A 19,066-nucleotide genomic window follows, 5' to 3' on the forward strand; every position below is an offset into this window, starting at 1 on the left:
GCTTTCCCGGACGGCTTGAACGCGACCAGATATACGGCTCAATGGTTACCATCTGGTCAATCGAACCGGGCCGCGAGAGCAGGAGGATCATTCAAATGCGCGATATCTACGTTCTGGGCAGCGCCCGGACGCCGATGGGTGGTCTGCAGGGGTCGCTAGGTACGGCATCGGCGCCCGACCTGGGCGGCGTCGCGATCGCAGGCGCGCTGGATCGCGCCGGGCGTTCTGCCGATGCGGTGGAAGCGCTTCTGATGGGCTGCGTCCTGCCTGCGGGCCAAGGTCAGGCTCCAGCCCGGCAGGCGGGTTTCGCGGCCGGTCTGCCGCAGGACGTGCCGGCGACCACGCTGAACAAGATGTGCGGTTCCGGGATGCAGGCGGTGATGATGGCGGGCGACGCGATCCGCGCCGGTAGCGCCGATCTGATCGTCGCCGGTGGCATGGAGAGCATGTCGAACGCGCCCTACCTGCTGCCGAAGATGCGCGGCGGCGCGCGACTGGGGCACGGTCAGGTTGTGGACAGCATGTTTCTGGACGGGCTTGAGGATGCCTACGACAAGGGCCGCCTGATGGGCACCTTCGCCGAGGATTGTGCGACCGACTTCCAGTTCACGCGCCAAGCGCAGGATGATTACGCGCTGGAAAGCCTGAGCAGGGCGGTGGGCGCGATCGAGAGCGGTGCTTTCGCGGCCGAGATCGCGCCGGTAACGGTCACGACCCGCAACGGCGAGACGATGATCGACACCGACGAACAACCCGGCAACGCCCGACCCGACAAGATCCCGCATCTGAAGCCGGCTTTCCGCAAGGACGGCACGGTGACGGCGGCCAATTCCAGTTCAATCTCGGACGGCGCGGCGGCGCTGGTCCTGTCGGCCGATCCCCCGGGCGCGGTGGCCCGAATAGTGGGCTATGCGGGACACGCTCAGGCGCCCGCCGATTTTCCGACCGCGCCGGTGCCGGCCGCGCAGAAGCTGCTCGACCGGCTGGGTTGGGCGCCCGACAGCGTCGATCTGTGGGAGGTGAACGAGGCGTTCGCCGTCGTTCCCATGGCTTTCATGGCGCGCACTGGCGTCGATCACGCGCGGCTGAACGTGAATGGCGGCGCCTGCGCGCTTGGTCATCCGATCGGTGCCTCGGGCGCGCGGATCATCGTGACGCTGATCCACGCGCTGCAGGCCCGCGGCGGCAGTCGCGGCGTCGCCGCCATCTGCATCGGCGGCGGCGAGGGCACGGCGGTCGCGGTGGAACTGGTCTGACCCCGGACGCTAGTCCGACTGCGGCTGCGGCTGGATCGTGCAGCAACCGGACAGAAGCCGAGGGCGGTCGCCGGTCAGGACCAGCTCGGCGCGCAGGCCGAACAGTCGATCCGACATCCCGTCCGAACAGATCTGCGGGATCATCGTCGTCACCAGCCCGTCCGCCGCGACCGCACGCGTCGGATCGCGAAAGACGCCGCGACCAAGGATCGTGGCGTTCTCGAACCGGCGTTCGGCTTCACCAGATGTAGACATGACCATCGCGTCCCCGTCAGCTGCGAGCGACCAGAATGGTTCGGTCCCGAAGCACGACAGACTGTCAGGCAGCGTGCCATCCTCCCAGACGTCGGTCCGATACTTCAGATAGCGCATATTGACCCAGCCTGCGCGCTCGCCCGTGTTGACACGGCCCCAGCCGCCCCGCTCTTCAATAACCTCGATCCGGGTCGCGCCCGGAAAGATTCCACCCAGAATCGAACTCGACGCGTCCGGGGCAGCGCGAATGTTCAGCACGTCACCCTCGGCCACACCGGTGAGGTCGAACAAAGTCGGCAGGATGTATTCCTGCGTCGCGAAAGATGGCGTCGCGGCAAGCGACAGGATCAAGGCTATGGCGTGGCGGAACAAGTCAGAACTCCTTCAAGTGGCCGTCCAGCATCGCACGGATCGTGGGCGGATGGCGGTCACAATCGGTTTGCACAGCCAGCCTGCCGGAGTAGAACGGCGCCCATGGTGGAACTGGCCCGGATAGAAGGCGCGGACGAGGCGCAGGTGGCCGCGTTGGCACGCATGCTGGCGGCGACCGCGCGGCCAGGGCAGACGATCCTGCTCGACGGCAATGTCGGTGCCGGAAAGACGCATTTCGCGCGCGCCTTCATCCGCGCCCGACAGGACGACGCCGCCGAAGACGTACCCAGCCCGACCTTCACGCTGGTCCAGACCTACCTTGATGCGAAGGGCGTCGAGATCTGGCATGCGGACCTGTATCGTTTGACCGACGGCTCGGAACTGGATGAGCTCGGGCTTCTGGATGCTATGGCCGACGGCATCTGCCTGATCGAATGGCCCGACCGGATGGAGACCGTCCCACCGGCCGCCTTGTGGATGTCGCTTCGACCAGGCACCTCGCCTGACCTGCGCGACATCACGCTTCAGGGCGATCCGTCTCATTGGCCCGACCTTCGGCGCAGCGTCGAACGCGTGGCGATGGTGGTCGCCTCGGGATGGACAGACGCAGGCATCGAGGTGCTTGCCGGCGATGCCTCGGCGCGACGGTATTTCCGTCTGCGGCACGAGGGTGAGAGCGCGGTGCTGATGGACGACGCTCCACCCGGAAGCACAGCCGCCTATCTGGCGATGACCGACTGGCTGCGAAGCCGCGGCTTCAGCGCGCCCGAAGTGCTGGCGGCAGAGCCCCACGCAGGTCTTTTGCTGCTGGAGGATCTGGGCGACGACCTGGTGGCACGGGTGATCGAAACCGACCCCACGCTTGCCCAGCCGATCTACGCCCGCATCATCGACCTGCTTGTCGATCTGGCACAGCACGCTCCCCCTGACTTCGTGACGAAGCTGGACGGTTCCGCGCTGGCCGATCTGGTCGCCATGTTCGCCGAATGGTACCCGAAAGCGGCAGGCGTCGATCCGGCGCGGGCCGCGGGCATCGCGCCGCTGATCGCGCAACTTTACGATCAATTGGCAGGCGACGCCCCGCTTGTCCTGTCATTGCGCGACTTTCATGCCGAGAACCTGATCTGGCGGGGTGAAGCGCCCCTTGGGATTCTTGATTTTCAGGACGCAGTCGCGGCGCATCCGGCCTACGATCTCGTCTCGGCCCTGCAGGACGCACGGCGTGACGTGGATGAAGCGCTGGAGGCAGAGATGATCGCCCGCCACGTCGCCGCAACGGGATCGGACCCCGACCGGTTTGCCGCCATCTATGCGCTGCTGGGTGTTCAGCGGGGACTTCGGATCATGGGTATCTTCACCCGACTGGCGGTTCGTGACGGCAAGGCTCGTTATCTCGATTTCATGCCGCGGGTCTGGGAATACATCCAGCGCGATCTGCGACATCCTGCGATGGCACCTTTGGCGATAGTGATGTGCGCAATCCCTGCGCCGACCGTCGATATCATCCAGACGATCACGGCGAAGGCTCCTGTCCGATGACCTCCCATGCGCTGATGATCTTTGCCGCAGGTCTGGGAACGCGGATGCGTCCGCTGACCGACGAGCGTCCGAAACCCTTGATCGAGGTAGGCGGGCGGACGCTGCTCGACCGCGCGTTGGACATCGGCCGGGATGCGGGCACTCAGCCGATTGTCGTCAACACCCACTACAAGGGCCAGATGATCGCGGATCATCTAGCCGGCTCCGATGTCGCGATCAGCCACGAACCGGGGCCGGTTCTGGAGACGGGCGGCGGATTGCGGGCGGCACTGCCGCTATTGGGCGGCGGGCCGATCATGACCCTGAACCCGGACGTGGTCTGGACCGGACCTAATCCCTTGTCCGCGCTGAGCAAGGCTTGGGACGGCGAGCGCATGGATGCGCTGATGATGCTCGTCCCACTGGACCGCGCGCTGGCTCGCATCGGCGGCGGCGATTTCAGCATCGATGCGAAAGGACGAATCGGTCGTGGCGGCGACCTGGTCTACGCCGGGGCACATGTGCTGAACCCCGCGCGACTGGCAGAGGTTCAGGATCAGGTCTTCTCACTCAACGTGGTGTGGGACCGGATCATCGCCGAGGGTCGCGCCTTCGGTATCGTCCATCCGGGCGGTTGGTGCGATGTCGGACGGCCGGAAACGATCGCCGTGGCCGAGGCGATGCTGGCCAAGGACGCGCGACCCGATGGCTGAGAATTGGGGCGGATATTTCGCCCTGCCCTGCGGCGTCGATTTTGCCATCGGCTTCGTCGATGGCCTGATGGCGCGCTTCCGGAACCAGCCGCCCGAGGCACTGGCGCAAGTCACTGTCTGGCTGAATTCCGGACGAACCCTGAACCCCGTGCGCGAAGCGCTGGCTGCCCGTGGCCCTTTGCTGATGCCGTCGCTGCGTGTGGTCACCGATCTCGGCGTCGGACGCGGCGGTCCGGTCGAGGCGCCGCTGTCGCGGCAATTGCAACTGGCGCGGCTGATCGCAGAGGTCATCGCGGCCAGGCCCGATCTGGGCCGCGGCCAGTCGATCCCTGAACTCGCGCGTTCGCTCTCAACCTTGATGGTCGAGATGCAGACAGAGGGTCGCGACGCCGACGCGCTGAACGCGATCGATCCCGGCGATCATGCCCGCCATTGGCAGGCCGCGCTGGCCTTTCTGAAGATTGCAGCGGGCTTTCATCTTGGCCAGGGCGCGCCCGATCGGCCTGCCCGCCAGCGTCATGCGGCCGAGACACTTGCGGAGGACTGGGCGGCCGGGGCGGACCTGCCCGAGGCGCCGGTGATCGTCGCTGGCTCAACCGGTTCGCACGGCGCGACGCGGTTGTTCATGCAGGCGGTCGCGGGCCTGCCAAACGGCGCGGTCGTCCTGCCTGGCTTTGATTTCGACCAGCCCGACAGCGTCTGGCAGGCGCTCGATGCGGTGTCCGAGGATCATCCGCAGGCACGGTTCTCTCCGTTCCGCGAAACCTTTGGCGTGCGGCATTGGACGACCGGCGCCAAAGCCCCCTGCCCCGAACGCAACCGTCTGGTCTCGCTCGCCCTGCGGCCTGCGCCGGTGACCGATCAGTGGATCGCAGACGGCCCCTCGCTCGGCGACCTGCGTCCCGCGACCAAGAATCTGAGCTTGATCGAGGCCGACCAGCCCGGTGAAGAGGCCGAGGCCATCGCTGCCCTGATCCGCGCCGAGGTGGAAGAGGGACGGCAGATCACGCTGATCGCCGCCGACAGGGGGCTGACCCGCCGCGTCGCCTCGGTGCTGGGGCGCTGGCGGATCGTGCCTGACGACAGTGCCGGTCAGCCACTGCCGCTGTCGCCAACGGGACTGCTGATGCGCCACATCGCGGCCCTGCCCGGCCAGCGCCTGACACCTGATGTGCTGCTTGTTCTCCTGAAACATCCGCTTGCGCTGACCGGTTCGACCCGGCTGCCGCGCAATGCGGCCTTGCTGCAGGTCCGCGATCTGGAGCTTCGGCTGCGCCGCCACGGGCCGACCTTTCCCGACGGCGATGCGCTGCGGAACTGGGGCGACAAGGGCAATGAAAATCGCAAGATCTTTGCCGGTTGGCTCGCGGCGCTGCTGGACCGGATCGGTCCCTGGGCTACCGACAGGGCGCTGAGGCCGGTGGCGGAGCGGCTTCGCGATGTGGTCATCGTCGCCGAGACGCTCGCAGCGGGACCCGACGGCTCGGTCGAGGCATCGGAATTGTGGGACGGCGACGCGGGCGCGTTGGCGGGCGGCGTGCTCGACCTGATCGCGACGCATGCGGACAAGGCGCCACCGATGAGCGCGGGCGATTTCGCCGATCTACTTTACGCCGAATTGCAGGGACAGGCGCTGCGCCGCGATCCGGCGGCGCATCCGCTGGTCCTGTTCCGCGGCCCACGCGAGGCCCGGACGGCGGGGCACGGCACGGTGATCCTCGCCGGGCTGAACGAAGGCAGTTGGCCACAGGCATTGTCGCCAGATCCGTGGCTGTCGCGGCCGATGCGACAGGCCGCCGGCCTGCCGCTGCCGGAACGGCAGATCGGCCTGGCGGCCCATGATTTCCAGCAAGCGATCGGCGCCGAACGGGTGATCCTGACCCGCGCCCGCCGTGATGCCGAGGCCGAGACGATCCCGTCCCGATGGCTGAACCGGTTGGTGAACCTGCTTGACGGTCTGCCCGACCAAGGCGGCAAGGAGGCGCTGGAAGCGATGCGGGCGCGCGGCTGTCATTGGCTCGACATCGCCCACGTGGTGGCCAAACCCCGCATGAAGTTGGACCGCGCCCCCCGCCCCGCACCGATCCCGCCGGCGCCGGCCTTCGCCCAGCTTTCGGTGACAGAGATCGCGCGTCTGATCCGCGACCCCTACGCGATCTACGCGCGCCGGGTTCTGGGGCTGCAACCCCTCGACCCGCTGCGTGCCGAACCCGATGCAGCGGAGCGTGGGCAGGTGCTGCATCGGATCGTCGAGCGAATGCTGAAGGATGGGCTCGACGCCAGCCTGTCCTCCGACGATCTGCGCGATCGTCTGCTGAAGGCCAGCCGGGAGGTCATGGCGACCGAAGTTCCTTGGCCATCGGCCTGCGCGTTCTGGCAGGCACGCATGGAAGGCATCGCGCGCCAGATCGCCCAGGACGAACATGATCGCCTGCAGGAGGGCGAGCCGGTTCAGATCGAGGATCGGGGTGCGCTAGCGCTTGACCTGCCCGGCGGCGCAAGCTTCACCCTGACCGCGCGGGCTGACCGGATCGACAGGCTGCGGGACGGTCGCGCGCATGTCTACGACTACAAGTCGGGCACGCCGCCTACGCCAAAGCAGATGGATCATTTCGACAAACAATTGCCGCTGCAGGCGGTGATGGTCGAACGGGGCGCGTTCCCCGACATCGGTCCCACCGAAGTCGCCGGGGTCAGCTACATCCAGCTTGGCGGCGAGGGTAAAACAAAGCCACGCGCCATCTCGCCGGACATGCTGGACGAAACGTGGACACGCTTTGGCGCGCTGATCGAGGCGTATCTTCTGGGCGGTGCCGGCTTCGTTGCGCGACGCGCGCTGATGCTGCGCAGCGACCGAAGCGATTATGACCACCTGTCCCGCTTCGGCGAATGGGACCTGTCGGACGACCCTGACCGGCGAAAGGTCGGCGTCCATGGATGAGGCGAGCCTGAATCAGATCGGCGCAGCCGATCCCGCACGCTCGACCTGGCTGACCGCCAATGCGGGCTCTGGCAAGACGCGGGTGCTGACCGACCGGGTGGCGCGGCTGCTGCTGGCGGGGGTGGAACCGCAACGCATCCTGTGCCTGACCTACACCAAGGCCGCCGCGACAGAGATGCAGAACCGCCTGCTTGGCCGGCTGGGCGCGTGGGCGATGATGCCCGAAGCCGATCTGCGCGCCTCGCTGGCTTCCCTAGGCGAGACGGGGACCGCGAACCTCGCCGATGCGCGGCGGTTGTTCGCGCGGGCGATCGAGACGCCTGGCGGGCTGAAGGTTCAGACGATCCACAGCTTCTGTGCGGGCGTGCTGCGTCGTTTCCCGCTGGAGGCCGGCGTGCCGATCGGGTTTGCGGAACTTGACGATCGCAGCGCGTCGCTGATGCGCGCCGAGATTGTCGAAGAGCTTGCGGACGAGGGTCATCCGGTCATGGGCGATCTGACAGCGCTGCATGGCGGGCACGAACTCGACCGGTTCCTCGCAGGGCTTTCAGCGGCCGATTACGCGAGCCCGCCCGACGCCGGCGCGATCTGGGCCGCCTTTGGACTGAGCGAAGGTTTTGCAGAAGGCGACGATCTGGCTCAGGTCGTGACCCCGGAAGCCTGCGCGGCCATACAAGAGTTGATACCACTGATGCAGGCATCGAATGCGACCGATCAGGCCATCGCGGCGGTTTGGTCGGCGATCGACTGGTCCGCGCCGGGCGCAGATTGCATGGCATCACTGCAATCCGCGCTGCTGACGAAGGCAGGCGAACGCCGCTCGCGGATGCCGCCGGGCGCCGGGATACGCAAGGGCGCAGCCCCACACCTGATCGAAGAGATCGACAAACTGGCCGAACGGGTCGAAGGCGCGCACCGGACCGGCCTCGCCCTCGCCGCCGCAAAGGCCGCGCTGGCCCTCCAGCGCTTTGCCCATGAGTTTCTGGGCCGTTACGCCGCGCGCAAGGCCGCCCACGGCTGGCTCGATTTCGACGACCTGATCCAACGGACTGCGGACCTGCTGTCGCAAAGCGACATGGCGCAATGGGTTCTGTTCCGGCTGGACGGCGGCATCGACCACATCCTCGTGGACGAAGCGCAGGACACCAGCCCCGGCCAGTGGCGCGTGGTCCGGGCGCTGACCGAGGAATTCACCGCCGGACAGGGGGCACGATCGGGCGGACGGACGCTGTTTGTCGTCGGCGATCCCAAACAATCGATCTATTCCTTCCAGGGCGCAGACATCGCGGTCTTCGACACGATGCGCCAACGGTTCGCTGACGACTTCGCGCTTGCGAACGCGCCCATGCAGCAGCGCGCGTTGCAACATTCGTTCCGCTCGTCGCCCGCGATCCTGCGGCTGGTCGATGCCGTCTTCGCGGATGATCGCGCGCGCGGGTTGGGCGCCCCACCGATACATCTGGCACACCACGCTGACCTTCCAGGGCGCGTCGATATCTGGCCGGCGCTGCCCAAGCCCGACGCCCACGAGCCGGGTCCCTGGTGGGAACCGGTGGACGAACCCGATGCGGGCGATGCGATCGAGGCGCTGGCCAAGGCGATCGCCGCCCAGATCAAGGCGATGATGGGGACGCCCTTCCATGATATCCGCCGGCGCGTCGTCCGTCCGCTGACCGCCGGCGACATCCTGATTCTGGTCCAACGCCGGTCCGAGCTGTTCCAGGCCGTCATCGGCGCCTGCAAGTCGGCCGACATCCCGATCGCCGGTGCCGATCGGTTGAAGCTGGGCGGCGAACTGGCTGTCCGCGACATCCAGGCGCTGCTGCAGTTCGTGGCCACACCCGAGGACGATCTTGCGCTAGCGTCGGCGCTGCGATCGCCGCTGCTGGGGCTGGATGAGGACGCGCTCTATCGCCTCGCGGCGGGACGGCCGCAGGGCGTCTATCTTTGGCAGAGGCTGCGCGAGTCGGATCACGCCAATGTTCTGGACGTGCTGAAGGATCTGCGCGCCAACGCCGACTATCTGCGCCCCTATGACCTGATCGCGCGGCTTCTGTTCCGCCATGAGGGGCGGGCGCGCCTGATCGCCCGGCTGGGCCCCGAGGCCGAAGACGGGATCGCCGAACTTGTGTCGCAGGCGCTGTCCTACGAGACGGTAGAGACACCGTCGCTGACCGGCTTTTTGACGTGGCTTTCCGGAGGCGACGTCGAGGTTCGAAGACAGGTGCCGGCCGGCGGTGGTGGGCTGGTCAGGGTAATGACGGTCCACGGTGCGAAGGGGCTGGAAAGCCCGGTCGTGATCCTGCCCGACACCGCATGTCGCAAGCCGCCCAAAGATCAAGGCACCGTTGCGGTTGCGGGTCAGCAGGCCATGCGCGGAACCAAGGCGAGCTGCCCGCCGGTGCTGGAAGATGCGGTCACCGAGTGGGCGGCGCGGATCGAGGATGAACGACGCCGTCTGCTGTATGTCGCGCTGACACGCGCTGAAAGCTGGCTGATCGTCGCGGCGGTCGGCGAGACCGGCATGGGTGAAGAAAGCTGGCACGCGATGGTGGCCGAGGCCGCGGACACGCTGGACGGCCTGGATCGAACATCATTGGAGATCGACGGGATCGGAACCGGCATCCGGCTCGGCTTAGGCAGATGGCCTGATGCGACACCAGTGCAAACCCCGGAAAAGCGGCACGATCTGCCCGCCTTGCCCGATTGGGCCGACCGTCCTGCCCCCGCGCGTCCCGGCACCCCGAAGGCGGCGTCAGCCACCGGTCTGGGCGGGGCGAAAGCGCTTGGCGGCGACGGCGAAGCGGATCGCGAGACGGCGATGTTGCGCGGCACGAGGTTGCACTTGCTGCTGGAAATCCTGCCCGGCGAAGACCGGGCCGACTGGCTCCGGCTGGCCCGCGATGCGCTCGCCGGCGCCGAGGGTGGCCTGCCGCGGCCCGACGAACTCGAAACCCTGCTCGAAGAGGCACGCGCGGTCATCGATGCGCCCGACCTCGCTGCGGTCATGTCGCCGGACCCCGGCGCCACGATCCTGCGCGAGGTGACGCTCAGCGCCGATCTGCCGGCATTGGGCCAGTTCACCGGCATCCTCGACAGGCTGATCATCGGCACGGACAAGATCACGCTTGTTGATTTCAAGTCGAACATTGTCGTTCCGCCGACCGCCGAGGCCGTTCCCGAGGGCATCCTGCGCCAGATGGCCGCCTATCGCGCCGCGTTGACACGGATCTACCCCGGCCGGCCGTTGACCTCCACGATCCTGTGGACCGTCGATCGCAGCCTGATGGATCTGCCGGATGCGCTGCTCGACCGTGTGGCGCGCGAGCTTGGACTTGCGGGCCTTGACCCGGATGATCCGGCTTCATAGCTGTTGTTCAAGACTTTTGCCGGCCGCGCCGGCTTTCCGAAAAGGAGATCATCCGATGGCAACCCATCCCGTCAACGACGCCGATTTCGACGCCGAGGTCCGCAAGGCCGATACCCCCGTTCTCGTCGATTTCTGGGCAGAATGGTGTGGTCCGTGCAAGCAGATCGGTCCAGCGCTGGAAGAGCTTTCCAGCGAATACGAAGGCAAGATCAAGATCGTGAAGGTCAACGTGGACGAAAACCCGGACACCGCAGCCAGCCTGGGCGTGCGCGGCATCCCGGCGCTGTTCATGTTCAAGGACGGTGAAGTCGTCTCGAACCGCATGGGTGCGGCACCCAAGGCTGCGCTGAAGGGCTGGATCGACGAAACCGTCTGATCGCCTGACGCACAATCGTTGAAGGGCGGCGGCCGTCACACCGGCCAGCCGCCCTTTTTCAATGCGGCGATGATCTGCATTTCGACTTCGGGCGCCATCATGTCGAGGCTTTGCTGGCGCAGGAACCAGTCGAGATAACGCGCAAAGGGCGGACGGTGGGATTGCGCCAACGCCAGCGCTTTGCGCGCACCGAGTTGCGCGACGTTGAGTGCGATATGGTGAAAGTCGACCTGCGCGAAGAGAACCGCAGGTTTGCCCAGAATGTAGCCGTCGAACGCCACGGCGCTGTTCTGCGTCGCGACATAGGCGCAATCGCGGACCAGCCTCGCCGTATCGCCGCCGATGCTGAGGTTCGGATGCCGGCGTGTCAGCTCGTAAAGCGCGGCACGGTCGTCATCGCCATAAACCTCCTTCGGGTGCAGCGTGGCGATCGTCGGGCGACCGGTCGCCGCAACCGCATCGAGCATCGCGATGGGACTCATCGTCTGGAAGGAACGCGACTGACGGATATGGCCCTGCAGCGGAACCAGCGCGTGATCGCCGAATGTCGGATCGGGACCGGGCAAGACGCGACCGCGAAGGCGCGCCGCGAAATCCGCAGCCGCTTCCGCATCGATCGCGTCGGGAGCGAAGCGCGCCTGCGCGACCGGCCAGCGCCAGCGTTCGGGCTGACGCTCGATCCGCCAGAAAGGATAATGATAGGCGAGGCGAAAGGTCAGCGCGCGATCATGCGTCGGCCGCTCCATGTGATACAGCGCGTAGCCGGGCCGGTCAGGCGCACGGGCACGCGCATCCTCGCCCGATGGCTCGATCTGGATGCTCCATCCGCGCGGTTCCAGCGCTTCGCGCAGTCGGGTAAGGAAACCCAGCTTTTCTGCCCGCGCCGTCTGCAGGATCGGTGGATGCAGATAGAGACGGCAAAGCTTGGGCTGGTCCATGCCCGAAAGGCTGCGCGGGACGGCGTCGGGTTGCAAGGCCCGGTCCGCGCCCATATCTGACCCGGCAAGCAAATGACGGAGGCATCATGGACGAAGACAGGTTTCCCGGCTGGCACGGCACGACAATCCTCGCGGTGAAGCGGGGGGGGCGCGTGGTCGTCGCGGGCGACGGGCAGGTCAGCGTCGGCCAGACGGTGATGAAAGGCAGCGCGCGCAAGGTTCGCCGGCTGACGCCCGGCGGACGGGACGTGGTGGTCGGATTCGCCGGCTCGACGGCTGACGCCTTCACGCTGCTTGAACGGCTGGAAAAGAAGCTGGAATCGCAGCCGGGGCAGTTGCAGCGCGCCTGTGTCGAGCTTGCCAAGGATTGGCGCACGGACAAGTATCTGCGCAATCTGGAAGCGATGCTGATCGTGACCGACGGCGACCAGATCTACGTCGTCACCGGCGCGGGCGATGTGCTCGAGCCTGAACACGATCTGGCCGCGATCGGATCGGGCGGGAACTTCGCGCTGGCCGCCGCGCGGGGATTGCTGGAAACGGACCTCGATGCCGAGGCGATCGCTCGGAAGGCGATGGCGATCGCGGCCGATATCTGCGTCTACACCAACGGAAACCTGACGGTCGAGCTGCTGGAAGCGTAGGGCGGGGCGCTGCCCCGTCGCCTTGCGGCGACTCCCCGGGATATTTGGATGAAGAAGAATTCATGAGCGATCTGACACCCAGCGCCATCGTGGCGGAACTCGACCGGTTCATCATCGGGCAGAAGGATGCCAAGCGCGCCGTCGCGGTCGCGCTGCGCAATCGCTGGCGTCGCAAGCAACTGCCGGACGATCTGCGCGACGAGGTCTACCCCAAGAACATCCTGATGATCGGGCCGACCGGCGTCGGCAAGACCGAGATCAGCCGGCGATTGGCCAAGCTTGCGCAGGCGCCCTTCGTCAAGGTCGAGGCGACGAAGTTCACCGAGGTCGGCTATGTCGGGCGTGACGTGGAACAGATCATCCGCGACCTGATCGACACCGCGATGATCGAGGTGCGGGAACGGATGCGCGAGGACGTCAAATCTCGCGCCCACAAGGCGGCAGAGGACCGGGTGATCGAGGCGCTGGCGGGCGATCAGGCGCGCGAGGGCACGCGTCAGATGTTCCGTGACAAGCTGAAGCGCGGCGAGCTGGACGACACCCAGATCGAGCTGGAGTTGCAGGACAATTCGAACCCTCTTGGGGCGATGGACATTCCCGGTCAGGCGGGCCTTGGGGGAATGATGGACCTGTCGGGGCTGATGAAAGCCTTCGGCGGACGGCGGGTCCGGCGCAAGGTGACGGTCCGTGAAAGCTATGATCTCCTCATCGCGGAAGAGGCCGACAAGCTGCTGGACGACGAGGTGGTGAAGGCTGCCGCGCTGGAATCGGTGCAGGAGAACGGGATCGTCTTCATCGACGAGATCGACAAGGTTGCGGCGCGAACCGAGGCGCGTGGCGGAGAAGTCAGCCGAGAAGGCGTGCAGCGCGACCTGCTGCCGCTGATCGAAGGCACGACGGTCAGCACCAAATACGGGCCAGTGCGCACCGACCACATCCTGTTCATAGCCTCGGGCGCGTTCCATGTCGCCAAGCCCAGCGATCTGCTGCCGGAACTGCAGGGGCGGCTACCGATCCGGGTCGAATTGCGTGCGCTGACCGAAGATGATTTCGTGCGCATCCTGACAGAGACGGACAACGCGCTGACGCGGCAATACACCGCGCTGATGGCCACCGAAGGCGTGACGGTCAGCTTCACCGACGGAGGCATCGCGGCCCTCGCACGGATCGCGGTCGAGGTGAACGGCGCGGTCGAAAACATCGGTGCGCGCCGGCTTTACACCGTCATCGAGCGCGTTTTCGAGGATCTGTCCTTCAACGCACCCGAGCGTGACGGCGAGACGGTGACGGTGGACGCGGCCTTTGTCGAAACGCATCTGGGTGATTTGGCACGCTCTGCCGACCTGTCGCGCTACGTTCTGTAAGGGAACCGGCGCGGCCCGGACGGGTTTGGCCAGAACGGCACAAAGGAGCGCGACATGGGTTATATCTTCGGGATCATCATCTTCGCGCTGGACGTCTGGGCCATCGCATCGGTCATCAACACCAACGAACCGATGCGCACGAAGATCATCTGGATCGCGCTGATCGCGATTCTGCCGGTCGTTGGCCTGATCATCTGGTATTTCGCCGGACCCAAGGCAAACTATTCCCGCTAGGTCTCAGCGCAGCAGCGGCGCGACCGCGACCTGAACAGGGTCGCCGAAAAGCGGTTGTCCGGCACCGCCGATGACCGCCAGCGACCCTGCGTGACCGGTGACCGGCGTCCCCAGAGCCGCGCCCATCATCTGGACCGGCTTGCGGACACGCCTTGGCTGGGAGAGTGCCTCGGCTGGAAGTCCTTGCGCGATCCGAAGATCGGCGACCAGCCTGGCAAGCGGATCGTCCAGCTCAGAGGAAACCTCGGTTCGATCCACCGGGTCCGTACCCGAGGCGGAAGCGAAACTGTTGTACGTTTCCGGCGCGCCGGTCATGCCGCCAAAACCGCGTTCCCGAAAGACGCTGCGCAATTCGTCGAAACGCGTCAGATACTTGTTGGCGAAATGCGGCGTGCGCGAGTGAAAGGCCCCTGCCGCCTTTCGCCAGTCGCCGGTCTCGCGGTAGAGATCGCTCACGAACCGCGCGGCATAGCGGGCGTTTTCCAAAGGATCGAACATCTGCGTCACGTCGCGAAAATTTTCGCCGTGCCAGCGCACGTTCAACTGGAAGCACCCGACATCCATGTTGCGTCGTCCCTGTGCGATGCGATCCTGCGCGAAGGCCAGCGCTTCGGACGGGTTGTCGAACCAGCTTCCCGCACCCTCGGCATTGACGCTCCACGCCCAGGGACGGACGACACCGTCGAGACGCCGACCGGTTTCAGTCAGCGTCAATGCGCCGAGGATGTCAGCGGGAACCCCGCTTTCCGCCGCGGCCTGTTGCGCGGCCCATTCGCAAACCTCGGCCGGGTTTGCTGTGCTGGCCCGGACAGGTCCGACAAACAGCGCGAGAACCACCGCGACAAATCCAGCGATCAGGGCGGAATGACGATGGACGAGCATGGGTGAGGTCAAATCCGGCAGTTCTTGCAGACGTCCGATGTAACCCGACAGGCTTAACGCCGAGTGAAAGCCACCCGCCTCAGATTCTTCAAATGCAACATATGGCTGTCAGCCGAGCGTGTCGCAGAACGCCTTGAACGCCTCGGCATCGGCGTAGGAGGTCTGCGTGCCCCGACGCGTGACCGACAGCGCGGCATAGCGCGCGGCCTGCGCCAGCGCCTCGGCAACCGGCTGGCCCGCTGCGTGAAAGTGCGCGAAACTGCCTAGGAACGCATCGCCAGCCCCGGTTGTGTCGACTGGCTTGACCTTCACCGGGGCAATGCGTTCGGACCCCTGGCCCGTTACCAGCAGCGCGCCCCGCCCGCCCAGCGTCACGATCACCTGCCCGATGCCACGGCTGATCAGGGTTTGCGCCGCGGCCAGCGTCTCGTCCTCGGTCCCGGTCGGCATGCCGGTCAGCATCGCCAGTTCGGGTTCATTCGGCGCGAGGAAGGTCAGGCCATCAAGCCGCGCAAGATCGAGGCCGGGGGCGGCAGGTGCGGGGTTCAGGATCGTGGCGACGCCATCACGCACGGCCAGTTCGATCACCCGATAGACGGTTTCCAGCGGCACTTCGAGCTGCAGAAGGATCAGCCTGCAGCCGGCCAGCATGTCCCACGCTGCATCGACATCCGCCGGGCTCAATGCCGCGTTGGCGCCCTGCACAATGAGGATCGAGTTTTCGCCGTCGGGCCTGACCATGATCGGCGCAACGCCGGAAGGTTTTCCTGCTGCCACAAGCACATGAGTCGTGTCGATCCCGTTTTCACGGAAGTTCTGCATCTGTTGGGGGCCGAACAGATCGTCGCCGATGCGCGTCACCATGCTGACCTGCGCACCGAGACGGGCGGCAGCCACCGCCTGATTGGCCCCCTTGCCGCCGAAGCCCATGGCGAAATCAGGCGCCTCAAGCGTTTCGCCCGGTTTCGGCATCCGCTCGATATAGGTGATCAGGTCCACGTTGTTCGACCCGACGACACCGATCCTGCTGTCCATCCGAAGATCCCCTTCGCTGCCTGTGCCAGCCATACTGTCCCGCCTCACGGAAATACATGGTTGGAATGGAGGTCATGTGATCGCGCGCGCGACCCGCAGCTATCGACAAGACGGGGTGCTTCCCCGAAAGATGGGTTCGCCGCCCGCGACCGGCGCGCACAATGAAGGCAGGGCCAGCGATGAGCAACGCGAGACAGTCCGAGGACGGATACGGCGGCCAGGGCGATCGCTACGCGCGCGAGTTGGAACGCCATCTCGACTGGCTCGACACATTCACCTCGACCGCGCTTGGGGTGCTCGCGTCAGCCTCGGGCATCTACACCTATCTCGGTGTGCGGACGTTGCTGGACCAGCCCGGAATCTGGACGACCTTCGCGGCGCTCGCCTATTCGATCGCAGTCTCGGTCGGGATCTTCGTCTTCTGGTCCTACCTGCTGCGGCTTCTGCCTGCGGTGCGCAGCGCAGCGTCCCGGCTTGGGCTGCTGCTTGCGATGGCGCTTGGAAGCCTCGCCATCGTGGCAATGTCCTCCTGGCTGAACGCGGCCGCGCTGGCGGGCGGCGCGGCGGTCGAAACGCACATGGCCGCGACGGTGCAGAATTATCAGGCCTCGCTGGAACGCGCGCATGCCAATGCGGTCGCTGGTCAATCGCTGTCGCGCGACGTGGCGCGCGTGCGGCAAAGCTTTGGCGATCTCTCGCAGCAGGAAGCGGGGGGAACGCTGTCGGGCTTTTCCGGGCGCGGTGCGGTCTTTCGCGTACTGACCCAGAAAGAGGCCGAGCTGTCTGCGCTGGAAACCCAGTTGAACGAGACCGAAGGACCGATCGAGGAAACGTTCGCCCAAGGCAACGCGATCCTGTCCGAGATGCGCAGCGTGACCGTCGGCAGTGGTGCGTTGGAAGATCGGACCGTCCGATTCTCTGAACAGGCGGTCGAACTGGCCGGTCTGATCACGCGGCTGCGGCAACTGAACCCGGCGCCGCTGGTCAGCCGCGCGGCGAAGGATCTGACCGACGCCGTGGTGCTGCCGGAACTGGACGGCTCGACGCCCGAGATGCGGCAGGGGCAGTCGAGCACCATCACATCGGTCCTGTCACTGGTCGAACAGCGCGCCCGCACGCTGACGGCTGCCGCAGCGGAGGTCGAGGCGATGCCGGTCCCTGACGAGGCGGTCTATACGCCGCTTTCCGCCGCCGACGCGGTCATCCAGTATGCACGCAATTTCGTGCCAGCCTGGGCGGGTGCCATATCAATCGACCTGCTTCCGGCCGTGCTGGTCTTCATCATGGTCGTCGTTCAGGCCGCGATCCGGCACGGGCGCGGCGTGCGCCACAGCGATGATCGAATGACCGTCGGCGAATTGCGCGCCGCCCTCGCCGCTGCGGACCTGCTGCGCGAGCATGATGCCGGTTATGCCCCGCGCCGACAGGCTGGTTGGGCCGCACCTTCCGGGTTGCCGCCCGATCCCTTGCCCGATCCGCAGCCGAAGCCCCTGCCCGACCCGGCGCCGGACCCCGATCCAGCGCCCGTCGATCAGCCAGAGCCGGCGCGGCTGCGCCCGCGCCCGCGTCAGGCCGGGGAGTAGATGCGCCTCCTTGGCTCGCCCGCGGCCGCGATTCGTGCGGTGCTGCTGTCGCAGGTGATCCTGGGCGCGGGCATCGTCTGGATGGACGTGCGTGACAATCCCGGCACTGCGGCGCCGGGATTGTTCGCGCCCGAGGACGGGCCGGGCGTGCGGCCCTATCGCCCCGATCTGCGCCCGGCAGAGCCCGGCACGCCGGCGATGCGACCGATGCCGAAATCGCTGGAATTCGATGAGGCGGAAAACCAGATCACGATCAGCGGCCAGATCGCCGTCGGCGATGCGGACCGCTTTGCGGCGTGGCTGGAAGAAACCCGGCCCGCTGCGCGCGAGATCAGTCTGGACAGTTCGGGCGGATCGGTCGCCGATGCGCTGGCCATCGGTCGCACGATCCGCGGCGCGGGCTATGACACGATCGTCGAAGACGGCTCGGTCTGCCTTTCGGCCTGCCCCTATCTGCTGGCTGGCGGCGTGACGCGACGGGCGAGCGAGGGCGCGACCGTCGGCGTGCATCAGCATTATTTCGGCAAGAACACGGTTCTGCCAGCCTTCATGGCGGTGTCGGACGTACAGCGCGCGCAGGCAAGCGTGATGGATTATCTGACTCAGATGGGCGTGGATCTGCGCCTGATGGTCCACGCGCTGCGGACGGCGCCCAAAGATATCAACGTGCTGTCACCCCAACTCATGAATGAGTTGGGGCTGACCACCAGCGATACCGCGTCGAGTTAGCGGAAGGTGTTCTTGAGCCGGCCGAGGCCGGTGATTTCCATCTCGACCACATCGCCGGATTTCAGGAACTTCGGCGGGTTGAAACCAATCCCGACGCCGGCAGGCGTACCCGTCGCGATCAGGTCACCCGGTACCAGCGTCAGACCGGCCGAGATCGTGGCAACGAGGCTGGGGATGTCAAAGATCAAATCCCGCGTATTGGCCTTCTGACGCGTCTCGCCGTTCACCCAGGTCTGCAGGTCGAGATCCTCGGACGTCACCTCATCCGCCGTCACGGCAAACGGCCCCATCGGACAGAACGAGTCGAGCGACTTGCCCAGGAACCATTGCTTGTGCTGCTTCTGGCGATCGCGGGCGGTCACGTCGTTGATGATCGTGTAGCCCCAGATATGTTCGTGCGCCTTTTCGGCCGGGATGTTCTTGCCGCCCTTGCCGATGATCAGCGTCAGCTCGACCTCATAATCGACGCTGTCGGTGATGTCGGCATGCAGGTCCACATCCTGACCCGATGCGATGACGGTCGAAGCGGGCTTGGTGAAAACCGCCGGAAACTCGTCAACATCGGTCGTGGCACCGGCCTCATAGCCGCTGCCGGCGAATTCGCGAGCGTGTTCGCTGTAATTCTTGCCGACGCAGAAGATGTTGCGACGCGGACGAGGGATCGGCGCCAGCAATTCGACGTTGTCCAGCGGCGTCGCCTCGCCATCGGCCTTCAGCCCGGACCTTAGCGCGTCGTAGTTCTCGATCAGGCTGACAAGATCGCCGTCATGGCCCGAAAGCCGGCGCACGCTGTCGCCTTCGACCACACCAAGCCGTTCCTGACCGCCGTCACGGTAGCATACGAGTTTCATCGGAA

16 protein-coding genes are annotated in these 19,066 nt (G+C 66.1%); 11 read left to right on the forward strand and 5 right to left on the reverse strand.

Translation table 11 applies throughout. The annotated features are described in order from the left end of the window. Positions 1-95 precede the first annotated feature (95 nt). Entirely contained in the window at positions 96-1,256 is a 1,161-nt protein-coding gene (locus MLD63_RS11740) for a thiolase family protein (protein WP_255330099.1), read from the forward strand. A gap of 9 nt (positions 1,257-1,265) precedes the next feature. Here MLD63_RS11740 and MLD63_RS11745 read toward each other — a convergent pair whose 3' ends face one another. After that, the gene (locus MLD63_RS11745) at positions 1,266-1,883 is read right to left on the reverse strand and encodes a COG3650 family protein (protein ID WP_255330100.1); all 618 of its coding nucleotides are present in this window, start codon (positions 1,881-1,883) and stop codon (positions 1,266-1,268) included. Positions 1,884-1,985: 102 nt separating this feature from the next. Here MLD63_RS11745 and tsaE point away from each other — a divergent pair, with 102 nt between their 5' ends. Genes tsaE through trxA form a run of 5 tightly spaced genes read left to right on the forward strand, consistent with a single transcriptional unit; the run spans position 1,986 to position 10,801 of the window. Continuing rightward, positions 1,986-3,422: a tRNA (adenosine(37)-N6)-threonylcarbamoyltransferase complex ATPase subunit type 1 TsaE gene (tsaE, locus tag MLD63_RS11750; protein WP_255330101.1), complete on the forward strand. Its 1,437-nt coding sequence runs from the start codon at positions 1,986-1,988 to the stop codon at positions 3,420-3,422. After that, positions 3,419-4,114 carry a nucleotidyltransferase family protein gene (locus MLD63_RS11755; protein ID WP_255330102.1) on the forward strand — a complete coding sequence of 232 codons (696 nt, stop codon included), beginning with the start codon at positions 3,419-3,421 and terminating at the stop codon, positions 4,112-4,114. The genes tsaE and MLD63_RS11755 overlap by 4 nt, the downstream gene beginning before the upstream one ends. Next, positions 4,107-7,055, forward strand: coding sequence for a double-strand break repair protein AddB (addB, locus tag MLD63_RS11760; protein ID WP_255330103.1), 2,949 nt, complete (start codon positions 4,107-4,109; stop codon positions 7,053-7,055). The genes MLD63_RS11755 and addB overlap by 8 nt, the downstream gene beginning before the upstream one ends. Beyond that, positions 7,048-10,425: a double-strand break repair helicase AddA gene (gene addA / locus MLD63_RS11765; protein WP_255330104.1), complete on the forward strand. Its 3,378-nt coding sequence runs from the start codon at positions 7,048-7,050 to the stop codon at positions 10,423-10,425. Before addB ends, addA begins: the two co-directional genes overlap by 8 nt. Positions 10,426-10,480: 55 nt before the next feature. Further along, positions 10,481-10,801, forward strand: a complete 321-nt coding sequence (gene trxA, locus MLD63_RS11770) for a thioredoxin (protein ID WP_255330105.1) — start codon at positions 10,481-10,483, stop codon at positions 10,799-10,801. Positions 10,802-10,836: 35 nt separating this feature from the next. On the opposite strand, the gene MLD63_RS11775 is transcribed toward trxA, so the two are convergent. Continuing rightward, positions 10,837-11,739: a hypothetical protein gene (locus MLD63_RS11775; RefSeq protein WP_255330106.1), complete on the reverse strand. Its 903-nt coding sequence runs from the start codon at positions 11,737-11,739 to the stop codon at positions 10,837-10,839. An 86-nt stretch (positions 11,740-11,825) separates the two neighbouring features. Here MLD63_RS11775 and hslV point away from each other — a divergent pair, with 86 nt between their 5' ends. The 3 genes from hslV (at position 11,826) to MLD63_RS11790 (ending at position 13,981) form a co-directional block, all read left to right on the forward strand. Continuing rightward, positions 11,826-12,383: an ATP-dependent protease subunit HslV gene (gene hslV, locus MLD63_RS11780; protein WP_255330107.1), complete on the forward strand. Its 558-nt coding sequence runs from the start codon at positions 11,826-11,828 to the stop codon at positions 12,381-12,383. A 62-nt stretch (positions 12,384-12,445) separates the two neighbouring features. Continuing rightward, the gene (gene hslU / locus MLD63_RS11785) at positions 12,446-13,747 is read left to right on the forward strand and encodes an ATP-dependent protease ATPase subunit HslU (protein ID WP_255330108.1); all 1,302 of its coding nucleotides are present in this window, start codon (positions 12,446-12,448) and stop codon (positions 13,745-13,747) included. A 54-nt stretch (positions 13,748-13,801) separates the two neighbouring features. Further along, positions 13,802-13,981 (forward strand): PLDc N-terminal domain-containing protein, encoded by a 180-nt coding sequence (locus tag MLD63_RS11790; protein ID WP_255330109.1) that lies wholly within the window; start codon positions 13,802-13,804, stop codon positions 13,979-13,981. 3 nt (positions 13,982-13,984) lie between these two features. Here MLD63_RS11790 and MLD63_RS11795 read toward each other — a convergent pair whose 3' ends face one another. Beyond that, the gene (locus MLD63_RS11795; RefSeq protein ID WP_255330110.1) at positions 13,985-14,863 is read right to left on the reverse strand and encodes a lysozyme family protein; all 879 of its coding nucleotides are present in this window, start codon (positions 14,861-14,863) and stop codon (positions 13,985-13,987) included. Between the two features lie 108 nt (positions 14,864-14,971). Then, positions 14,972-15,898: a ribokinase gene (rbsK, locus tag MLD63_RS11800; protein WP_255330111.1), complete on the reverse strand. Its 927-nt coding sequence runs from the start codon at positions 15,896-15,898 to the stop codon at positions 14,972-14,974. Positions 15,899-16,077: 179 nt separating this feature from the next. On the opposite strand from rbsK, the gene MLD63_RS11805 reads away from it, so the two are divergent. Together MLD63_RS11805 and MLD63_RS11810 are read left to right on the forward strand one after the other, a co-directional pair. Next, positions 16,078-17,481, forward strand: a complete 1,404-nt coding sequence (locus MLD63_RS11805; RefSeq protein WP_255330112.1) for a hypothetical protein — start codon at positions 16,078-16,080, stop codon at positions 17,479-17,481. Further along, on the forward strand, positions 17,482-18,210 hold the full coding sequence (locus MLD63_RS11810; protein ID WP_255330113.1) for a COG3904 family protein: 729 nt from the start codon (positions 17,482-17,484) through the stop codon (positions 18,208-18,210). It abuts the gene before it with no gap. Here the strand turns inward: MLD63_RS11810 and MLD63_RS11815 are convergent. Then, positions 18,207-19,061: a fumarylacetoacetate hydrolase family protein gene (locus tag MLD63_RS11815; protein WP_255330114.1), complete on the reverse strand. Its 855-nt coding sequence runs from the start codon at positions 19,059-19,061 to the stop codon at positions 18,207-18,209. The two genes, MLD63_RS11810 and MLD63_RS11815, sit on opposite strands and share 4 nt — an antisense overlap. Between the last annotated feature and the right edge of the window lie 5 nt (positions 19,062-19,066).

This window comes from Paracoccus albicereus (assembly GCF_024359525.1).
GTDB classification, from domain to species: Bacteria; Pseudomonadota; Alphaproteobacteria; order Rhodobacterales; family Rhodobacteraceae; genus Paracoccus; species Paracoccus albicereus.